Source organism: Planktothrix sp. (assembly GCF_046067725.1).
GTDB lineage: Bacteria > Cyanobacteriota > Cyanobacteriia > Cyanobacteriales > Microcoleaceae > Planktothrix.
Genome location: NZ_JBJUDF010000239.1, coordinates 1 through 9,540, shown reverse-complemented (window position 1 = coordinate 9,540; position 9,540 = coordinate 1). Strand labels below are relative to the sequence as shown.

General features: G+C 39.0%; 11 protein-coding genes. 8 read left to right on the top strand and 3 right to left on the bottom strand.

Annotated features, from left to right (window positions below; genetic code table 11):
* Positions 1-284: 284 nt before the first annotated feature.
* From ACKPEB_RS14875 to ACKPEB_RS14855, 5 genes are all read left to right on the top strand, one after another.
* Positions 285-1,274 carry an FkbM family methyltransferase gene (locus ACKPEB_RS14875; RefSeq protein WP_408965707.1) on the top strand — a complete coding sequence of 330 codons (990 nt, stop codon included), beginning with the start codon at positions 285-287 and terminating at the stop codon, positions 1,272-1,274.
* 59 nt (positions 1,275-1,333) lie between these two features.
* A complete protein-coding gene (locus ACKPEB_RS14870; protein ID WP_408965706.1) occupies positions 1,334-2,014 on the top strand; it encodes a Uma2 family endonuclease in 681 nt (226 codons plus the stop codon).
* A gap of 110 nt (positions 2,015-2,124) precedes the next feature.
* Entirely contained in the window at positions 2,125-3,012 is an 888-nt protein-coding gene (trpC, locus tag ACKPEB_RS14865) for an indole-3-glycerol phosphate synthase TrpC (RefSeq protein ID WP_408965705.1), read from the top strand.
* A 164-nt stretch (positions 3,013-3,176) separates the two neighbouring features.
* On the top strand, positions 3,177-3,305 hold the full coding sequence (locus ACKPEB_RS14860; RefSeq protein ID WP_408965704.1) for a DUF5340 family protein: 129 nt from the start codon (positions 3,177-3,179) through the stop codon (positions 3,303-3,305).
* 119 nt (positions 3,306-3,424) lie between these two features.
* Positions 3,425-4,579: a pyridoxal-phosphate-dependent aminotransferase family protein gene (locus ACKPEB_RS14855; RefSeq protein WP_408965703.1), complete on the top strand. Its 1,155-nt coding sequence runs from the start codon at positions 3,425-3,427 to the stop codon at positions 4,577-4,579.
* 128 nt (positions 4,580-4,707) lie between these two features.
* Here the strand turns inward: ACKPEB_RS14855 and ACKPEB_RS14850 are convergent, their stop codons facing one another.
* The gene (locus ACKPEB_RS14850; protein WP_408965702.1) at positions 4,708-6,072 is read right to left on the bottom strand and encodes an N-acetylmuramoyl-L-alanine amidase; all 1,365 of its coding nucleotides are present in this window, start codon (positions 6,070-6,072) and stop codon (positions 4,708-4,710) included.
* Between the two features lie 67 nt (positions 6,073-6,139).
* On the opposite strand from ACKPEB_RS14850, the gene ACKPEB_RS14845 reads away from it, so the two are divergent.
* Entirely contained in the window at positions 6,140-6,529 is a 390-nt protein-coding gene (locus ACKPEB_RS14845) for a VOC family protein (protein WP_408965701.1), read from the top strand.
* Here ACKPEB_RS14845 and ACKPEB_RS14840 read toward each other — a convergent pair.
* Positions 6,518-6,811 (bottom strand): hypothetical protein, encoded by a 294-nt coding sequence (locus ACKPEB_RS14840; protein WP_408965700.1) that lies wholly within the window; start codon positions 6,809-6,811, stop codon positions 6,518-6,520. The two genes, ACKPEB_RS14845 and ACKPEB_RS14840, sit on opposite strands and share 12 nt — an antisense overlap.
* A 27-nt stretch (positions 6,812-6,838) precedes the next feature.
* Positions 6,839-7,501, bottom strand: a complete 663-nt coding sequence (locus ACKPEB_RS14835) for a phosphoribosyltransferase (protein WP_408965708.1) — start codon at positions 7,499-7,501, stop codon at positions 6,839-6,841.
* A gap of 128 nt (positions 7,502-7,629) precedes the next feature.
* On the opposite strand from ACKPEB_RS14835, the gene ACKPEB_RS14830 reads away from it, so the two are divergent.
* Positions 7,630-8,337, top strand: a complete 708-nt coding sequence (locus ACKPEB_RS14830; protein ID WP_408965699.1) for a uracil-DNA glycosylase family protein — start codon at positions 7,630-7,632, stop codon at positions 8,335-8,337.
* A gap of 34 nt (positions 8,338-8,371) precedes the next feature.
* Positions 8,372-9,540, top strand: a 1,169-nt coding sequence (locus tag ACKPEB_RS14825) for an ABC transporter permease (protein WP_408965698.1), incomplete at its 3' end; no start/stop codon positions are given.

The window sequence follows — 9,540 nt, the reverse complement described above, 5'->3', positions numbered from 1 at the left end:
GTCAATCTGTTCACGATTTAGTCTTCTCCGTTCATACCCATCCTACCCTTTCAGAAGTGTTAGATGAAGCCTACAAACGGGCTGTTGTTGGAGTTGGCGGTCATTAATTAATTTATCCGATTAAACCCCGTTTACCAGCCTAACAAACCCGTTGGGGCAGGGAGACCCTGCCCCAATTTAAACCCCATAGGAGTAGGGTTTCCCCACCCAAATTTAAACCGTTGAAAAGAGGGTTGGGAGGGATGCCACACCTACAGGTTTTGAGAACAAATTAGTTTTACCTTATGTCTATCTTTGTTAAACATTTAAAACAATCGGGTTATTTAGATCAGATTGACCTAACGTTATGTATTGTGGGTTCCCGTCAGGTTCAAGAATTTATTGATGCTGATTATTCCCATCAAGGATGGGAAATTTTTGCCCCTAGTTTAACTATTTATGGTTTTGATGCGGATGAAAAAGCTTGTCAAGACCGCAATCAACAATTAGCACAAAAAAAGATAAACTGGATAGAAAATCATATTCCTTTAGCCGTTTGGAATACATCAGGAACTCAAACTTTATATCAAACCAAACATCCAGAATGCAGTTCCTTATATCCTCCCAATGAATTAGTCATTAATCGTTTAGATGAATATGCTGAACGTCATAAATTGATGTCTACAACTGCTGTAAAAACCATAACCCTAGATGAGTTTTTTCAAGATAAACCCACTGGGATTGATTTTCTTCAGTTAGATGTCCAAGGGGGAGAATTAAACGTTTTAGAAGGGTGTTCTCAACTGTTAGAACATCAAATTTTAATGATATTAGTGGAAGTTTCATTTATAGAACTCTATAAAAATCAACCGTTATTTGCAGAAGTTGATATTTATCTTAGAAATCAAGGGTTTACCCTCCTCGACTTTGGAAAACGATGGAATGGTCGTCGTCAAGGAATTAGTTTGATGTCTCGTCAACACCCCGGACAATTAGTATGGACAGATGGGTTTTATGTTCGAGATTTAATTCGACCCGATCAAAATTTAGGGTTTAAAACCCCTGATAATATTCTCAAATTAGCTTGTATTGCTGATATTTTTATGTTTTATGATTATGCTTTAGAATTATTAGGATATTTAACTTTCAATTACGGAGATAACCATCAATATAATTTAACGGATGTCATCATTAAAAGTATTCAAGCGCATCCAGAACTAAAAAATCTTAATATAGAATCGATTCCTTTTATTTCTAAATTACTGAAAAAAAGTCATCCTTCTTCATTAACTTGATTTCGCTAATAGCGAATTTTAAGCTAAACTATATCTATCGTGATTCGGTTAAACAGCCTATGTCTATTATTTATAACGAACCTTCCCTCTTTCTAGCTTCAGAAAAAGAGGAATTTGATGATATTATATTTCCACCCGGTAATTTATGGAGTGAGGAACCAGCTTTGGAAAGTGATTTACACCGGAAACAAATTGATCTCCTAATTCGCCTTTTAGAGTGGTGGTGGCGAAACCGTCAAAATTTTTATGTTTCTGGAAATTTAACCATCTATTTTAACCCGAATCAAAAAAAATCGCAGGATTTTAGAGGGCCAGATTTTTTTGTAGTTTTAGACACAGAACGTAAACCCAGACGGAGTTGGATGATTTGGGAAGAAGGGAAATATCCTAATATTATTATTGAACTATTATCTCCCTCCACCGCAGAAATTGATAAAGGTTTCAAGAAACAACTGTATCAAGATACATTCAGAACTTTTGATTATTTTTGGTTTGATCCAGAAACCTTAGAATTCGCAGGATTTCATTTAGTTGATGGGAAATACCAACCCCTTGAACCCAACTCTCAAGGATGGTTATGGAGTCAACAATTAGAATTATTTTTAGGCGTTCATAACTCTCAATTGCGTTTTTTTAGTTCTGACGGTAAACTTCTCCCCACTCCTGAAGAAGTAGCAACAGAAGCTGAAACTTTATTAGCCAAATATCGAGAACAATTTGGGGAGTTACCAGAAAGTTAGAATCAAATCGAAGTATTTAAGCTGATTAAAATAATTAATCCTAAAAAACTGACTATATTAGGGTTATAATTTAAGATAGTCGAGTTAAACAATAAACCTCCTCAACTTCTATGGTCTCTATTCGTCGTCGTCCACCTAATCCTGCTGTTGAAGTATTAAACTTACGTTATCAGGTTGCTATCCCAGGTGCTGAACCCCAGAATATTTTAGAAGAAATTGTTTGGTATAAAGAAAAAGAAATTACTGACTTAAGGGAACGTTTACCCCTAGAACAATTAAAACAAAAAGTCAATACAATTCCTGCACCTCGTAACTTTTTTGAAGGTTTAAAAAACAGTCAAACTCAACCTGCGGTCATCGCTGAAGTCAAAAAAGCTTCCCCCAGTAAAGGTGTCATTCGAGAAGATTTTGACCCCGTTGCGATCGCAAAATCCTATCAACAAGGTGGTGCTAGTTGTTTATCGGTTTTAACCGATGAAAAATTCTTTCAAGGAAGTTTTGAAAATTTAGCAAAAGTTCGGGCGGTTGTTGATTTACCTTTACTATGTAAAGATTTTGTTATCTATCCTTATCAAATTTATTTAGCACGATATCATGGAGCCGATGCCGTTTTACTCATTGCTGCGGTTTTATCTGATCAAGATTTACAATATTTCCTCAAAATTGCTAAAGTTCTGGGAATGACTGCTTTAATTGAAGTGCATACCCTCGAAGAATTAGATCGAGTTTTAAGCTTAGATGGCGTTAACTTAATCGGGATTAATAACCGAGATTTACAGAATTTTACCGTTGATTTACAAACCACTTGCCAATTATTACAAAGCCGACAATCTCAATTACAATCCCGTGATATTTTAATTGTTAGTGAATCAGGACTCCATACCCGTGACGATCTCAATTTAGTCACCCAAGCGGGAGCAACAGCCGTTTTAATTGGTGAGTCTTTCATGAAACAACCTGATCCTGGGGCGGCTTTAAATCAACTGATTGCCACTTAATGATATGATGGCAAAGAGCAGTGAAACCCTGTTTCCTGAGTTGAATATTCTCATCCTGAGATAATTTTTAACCTGATTGAAACCCTTGATCTTTCAAGCGATCATGCAGTTGGGTTTACTGGAGATTGAGTTAAAGTTGATGGAACCGATTCTTTTTCCCGCCTATGTTCATTATTACCTTGCGGAAAGCCGTCGCCCTACAGAAACAATTAGAGCAAAGCTGTATTGAAGCAAATCTCCCCATTAACTCTCGCTGGTCGTTGTCTGAAATTAATCCAAAATCGATTAATTGATCACAGGGATAACCGGTTAAATTCATCTTTCAGTATTGAGAATAAAGTCGCAATTTTCAGGGAAAATAATTCCCTTGTGACGCACGCAAAACACCAACCCTTATTAATTGAAACCAACAATGGACGATAAATTAATGTTGATGATTCCGGGGCCAACTCCCGTTCCTGAACAAGCTTTATTAGCACTGTCAAAACACCCCATCGGACACCGGAGTGGGGATTTTAGCAAAATCATGGAGGAAGTGACGGAGAACCTGAAATGGTTACACCAAACCCAAAATGATGTGCTAATTTTAACCGCCAGTGGCACTGGGGCGATGGAAGCCGGAATTATTAATTTCCTCAGTCGTGGGGAAAAGGTGTTATGCGGTTGTAATGGTAAATTCGGCGAACGTTGGGCCGAAGTCGCCACCGCCTATGGGTTAGAAGTCGATACCGTTACGGCGGAATGGGGACAACCCCTCGACCCCGAACAATTCCGGGCGAAATTAGAAGCAGATACCAACAAAGAAATTAAAGCGGTTATTATCACCCACAGCGAAACTTCGACGGGTGTAATTAACGATTTAGAAGCCATTAATCGCCATGTTAAAGCTCATGGTGCCTTAATAATTGTAGATGCTGTCACCAGCTTAGGAGCGGTGCATCTTCCCATCGATGAATGGGGAATTGATGTTGTTGCTTCCGGTTCCCAAAAAGGGTATATGATTCCCCCCGGTTTAGGATTTGTTGCGGTGAGTGATAAAGCTTGGGAAGCTTATAAAAATGCTAACCTTCCTCGCTATTATTTAGATTTGGGTTTATATCGCAAATCTGCTAAGAAAAATACCAATCCTTTTACCCCTCCGGTGAACTTGTTTTTTGCTTTACAAGTTGCCTTACAAATGATGAAAAAAGAAGGGCTAGAGAATATTTTTGCCCGTCATCAACGGTTAACTCAAATTAGCCGAGAAGCGGTTAAAGCCCTGGGATTATCATTATTTGCCGCCGATGAATGTGCCAGTCCTGCCATTACGGCCGTTGTTCCCCCTGAAGGGTTAAATGCTGAAGATGTCCGGGCGGTTGTTAAGAAGAAATTCGATATTATTTTAGCCGGAGGACAAGATCACCTCAAGGGTAAAATTTTCCGTATTGGTCATTTAGGATTTGTGAGCGATCGCGATATTCTAACCGCAATTGCAGCGTTAGAAGCCGCCTTACGAGAACTCGGTTATGAAGGGTTTACTCCGGGTGCGGGTGTGGCTGCGGCGGCTCGTGTGTTAGCGGAATCTTAATCAATTAATTCTCGATCCCGTCTGTAGAGACGCGCCATGTAGAGACGCGCCATGTAGAGACGCGCCATGGCGCGTCTCTACGGGGGACGAATGGGGAGCAAATATTTAAGGATAGAAAATCTCCAGATTTATAACAATCCTGATAATTCATAAAGTCTTCTCACTAACGCTAAAATTTGATCACCGTAGGTAGGATCATCTGACCAACGACCGCTTAATTGTTCTACCGTAGGAGCAATTCCTCTGGTCACAAATTCAAAGCGAGGATCAACAATATCTTGAACGAAAGGTTCATGACTGGCGTAAGCTTTTAAGTGTTGAATATGGGCTCTAATTCCGATTTCTGGTGTGGGAAAAGAGGCGCTTTCCGATGCACCCCCCAAACTTCCTAACCCTCCGAAATTATTTTGTTCAAGTTTCAGGATACCGCCAAATTGTAAAAAGTTCGTTTCTAAACACATTTGGCAAAAGGCAATATCATGATTTACTCCTTCAATACTCGCTTCTTCTCGATACAGTTTAGCAATTTGAGGAACGGTATTCAGATTATTAGAATCATGGGTTTTTATGAACATAATTAATTGCACTTCTGTCGTTAAACCATTGCCCATCATTCGATCCATTTGGCTATTATAGGGACGAATATTAGAACGTAAGACAACACTCCGATTCGGATTATCCCAAGTCACAGAAATTCCAAAACTTCTTAAATCAACGGCACGAATATAAACAATATTCTTATAGCGAATTCTCCTGACTCTGGGAGAAATTTGATTTAGATTTAATCCTAATTTATCAACTAAATCAGTGGGAATAAAAGCATTCCCATTAACTAAAATTCCATTTTCTCCATAGCGACGGCCATTAATATTAATTCCAATGGAACCATAAACAGGTGTCCCAGGAGGAACCGTTGGAATGGGTGTATTCGTGTTATGATTTAACCAAATCATCAGCCCATTGGCAATGCCAATCGCCAGATCTCGCCGTCGGGTTTGAAGTAAAGCGCGATCAGTTGGATTCGTTAAATATCCTAATTCAAGATAAATAGAAGGAATAGCAATCCAACGAGTAAAAATTAAACTTCCTAATCCGGTTTCCGTGTCTGGTTTTGCGCCTCGATTGGGAAGTTGAGGAACTTGTTGTAATAAAGATAATAATAGGGATTCTGCATCTTTTTTTCGTTGAGAATTTCCCGCAATATAAAAAGCAGTAACTCCCCGAATTGAAGGGTTAGATGATCCCCCCATTTGTAGTTCTAACGCCACGTCTCCCCATTGAGCATGGCCATTAATCCAATCAATCGTTTGAGTTTGGCTGAGATCATCAGGAACAACGACCACTTGAAACCCTTGAGAACGCAATTCGCTGACGACTAAATCCCGAATGCGAATCATTTCTTGTGCTTCCGTTGTCCCTCCTGCAATCGTACCCGGATCTCTTACACCATGTTCAAATCCTCCATGACCTGCGGATAAAAAAATGCGTCCCATTGTTTAAGCTCTCGGTATACAGTTTAATATTGAAAGAAATAGACTAATTCAATTTTTGATTCCTTTTATGGTTTTACACTGCAATGAGGCGTTTGTCACCCTCGCTGCTCCGCAACTGGAAATTTTAGTTGAGTTTTATACTGATTTGTTGGGAATACAACCCTTGAAGTTAATTCCCCATCGTTATGCAGAATTTCAGTTACCGAGTTTAAAATTAGGAATTTTTCAACCCAAATCGACCCAGATTTCTGAATTTAATTCTCTGGGTAAAACTGGGATGAGTTTATGTTTAGAAGTGCCAAATTTAGAAGCCGCGATCGCTCATTTAGATGTTCTCGGATATCTCCCCCCAGGAGAAATCATGACAGCTTCTCATGGTCGAGAAATTTATGCTTATGATCCGATAGGAAATCGTTTAATTTTATATGAAATTCGGGACAATTTTTCATCCCAGTAAATCAATTAAGGTGTAAACACTTAAGATTAACAAAATAATCGCCATTCCCTGAGTTAATTGTAAATGGGGAGAAGGAACTAATGCCTCTCGAATTAACATCGAGGTTGAGGCTCCAACAACATAACTGAGAGATAAAACCAAATAAGGCCATTGATTCGTTAAACTCCAAATCAAGATCAAAAACGTTCCTAATAGTAGCATTAACACCTCAACAAACTGAGGCGGATTATATTGAGTTGAAAGCAAAAACGTTTCCCACCAAACCCGCAAATTTCTGAACATAGTTCATGAGCAATAGTGAATCATTTTTTATTGTAGCCAGGTTTGTTGTTGGAGGTAAGATAAGACGGTTTGTGTTTCAACTTGATCAAATTGTTCATAAAACCGACTCACATTAAAAAATGGGTAGGGGGTTTCTAACACAATCAAACGATCACACCATTGCTGTATAGAGGAAATTAATTCCATCGGCGCAACGGGGACACAAATCCAAATTGCCAAAGGTTGATGAAGCTTTAACGCCTGGGATGCGACCGCCATTGTCATTCCCGTCGCAATTCCATCATCAACTACCAGTGCTAATGCGCCGTAAGCGGTCACTGGGGGACAACTGGGAGCGAACTGTTCCCAAGCTTGTTGTGCTTTCGTCTGAGCCTGCTGTAACATCATCTGTTGAAGGTTAAAATTTTGAGGTTTACGTTTCGACCACAGAACTTGACCATCGGATGTGACTGCACCTAAAGCCAATTCTGGGTTCTCCGGTAGGGTGATTTTTTTAGCAACAATCACACTTAACGGAGATTTTAAACGTTGAGCAATGGGGACAGCAACGGGAACCCCTCCACGCGGTAAGCCATAAACAACCATTTTCTGATCCGCTTGGAAACCGTCCCAACTCATCTGTAACAAAATCTCTTTTGCCAGTTCCTCACCTGCATGAGTCCGATCTCGAAATAAAGGTTTGGATAACATCTGCTTGCCCTCGGCAATCGCATCACCTCTATCATGACCTTTACCATCAAGAGTTGCAACATTCACGATTCCAACTCGAATTAAAATAATTGTCAGTCGGTTATCCATCAACTTGCACCATTTCTCCTATGTCTGATCACGAACAATTGAGTTTATTTGATTTCAACAATTCTGAACCTTCCCCACCGCCAGCGTCATCAAATTTTAATCAAGATTTAATTCCCACTGATGCTAAAATTCCCATTCCTGTCGGAACCTATCAAAGCTTAGAAGAAATTTCTAACCATTGTAATCGTTGTTATCGTTGTGATTTAGGACAAAATCGCACCCATGCCGTCATCGGTCGAGGTCATCAACAAGCACCGATTATGATTGTTGGAGAAGCACCCGGTCAAAATGAAGACGAACAAGGTTTACCCTTTGTGGGGAGATCAGGACAATTATTAGAAAAAATTTTAGAGTCTGTTGGTTTGAGTACCGATGAAAATGTTTATATTTCTAATGCAATTCGTTGTCGTCCTCCGAATAATCGTACCCCCAATCCTCCCGAAATTGAAGCTTGTAAACCTTATTTATTAGAACAAATTCGTTTAGTTAATCCTAAAATTATTTTATTAACGGGAGCAACAGCCGTTAAATCAATTTTAGGAGATAAACGGGGAATTAGTAAAATTAGGGGGCAATGGATGGAATGGGAAGGGCGATTATGTATGCCAATTTTTCACCCTGCTTATTTATTAAGAAATCCTTCCCGTGACCCCGGTTCACCTAAATGGTTAATGTGGCAAGATATTCAAGCGGTTCGGGATAAATTAAATGAGTTAACGTCGCATTAAACAGAACTAAAAAGCCATTTTTTTAACAAATATTATGGGTCTTTCTATTATTAGTCTAATTGGATTAAGCTGTCGTTCCTTATTGGGTAATCCCGTCCGTTCTTTTTTGTCAGGAATTGGGGTATTTATGGGAGTTGCTGCGGTTAATGCTACTTTGCAAGTCGGCAATATTAGCCATGCGGTGATTGAAAAACAATTGGCAGAAAAAGAGGCACCACAAGTTTCTATCTCTTCAAAATGGAACCCCATTACTAAAAATTATGCAAGACTGGGTTTAGAAGACGTAACAATTTTACGAAAACAGTTAAAAGGGTTGCAATCGATTAGTGGGATGAATTACAGATACTCTGTAGAGGTTTTTTTTCAAAATGAGCAAGCTAATCCGATTGCTATAGCCACAACAATTGATTTTTTAAACACACTAGGACGTCGATTAGTAGCTGGACGTTCTTTTACTCCCCGTGATTTTAATAACTACCAACCGGTTGTGATTATTGATCAATTTTTAGCAGATACACTTTTTAATAAAAGTAATCCTTTAGAACAAACAATTTATATTAATTTTAGACCTTATGTTGTCGTGGGAGTGACTGTCAATAAACCTTTTTGGGAACAAGAACCTAGAGGGATAGTTTATATTCCGATGGCAATTTATAGTGCCATAACAGGACAACAAGAAATTGATAGTTTGCAATTGCGTCCCCATAAAATTGAAAATTTAGAATCTTTAGGTAAACAAGCTCAAAAAATATTAGAACAACGGTTTCACGGCAATGAATTTTGGGTTTGGAATACGGTTGAAGAAATTTTAGAACAACAAAAAACCCTAGATTCAGTTTCTAAAGCGTTATTAGTTGTCGGTGCGATCGCTTTAATCGTTGGAGGAGTGGGTATTGCTAATATTACCATTGCTTCAGTGATTGAACGAACCCCAGAAATCGGACTTCGGCGTGCGGTAGGTGCGACCCAATTAGATATTCTGTTGCAATTTATATTAGAAGCCGCTATTTTAAGTTTAATCGGAGGAACCATTGCAATTATTACCGTTCATGGAGCGACGGTGGTTGTAGCAGAACAATTTAAGTTACCTTACCAATTTGACCGCAAAACCGCTGTATTTTCCCTGAGTTCAGCTATATTAGTAGGAGTAGGAGCCGGATTTTTTCCCGCTTTACGCGCCAGTCAACTTGACCCAGTGAAAGC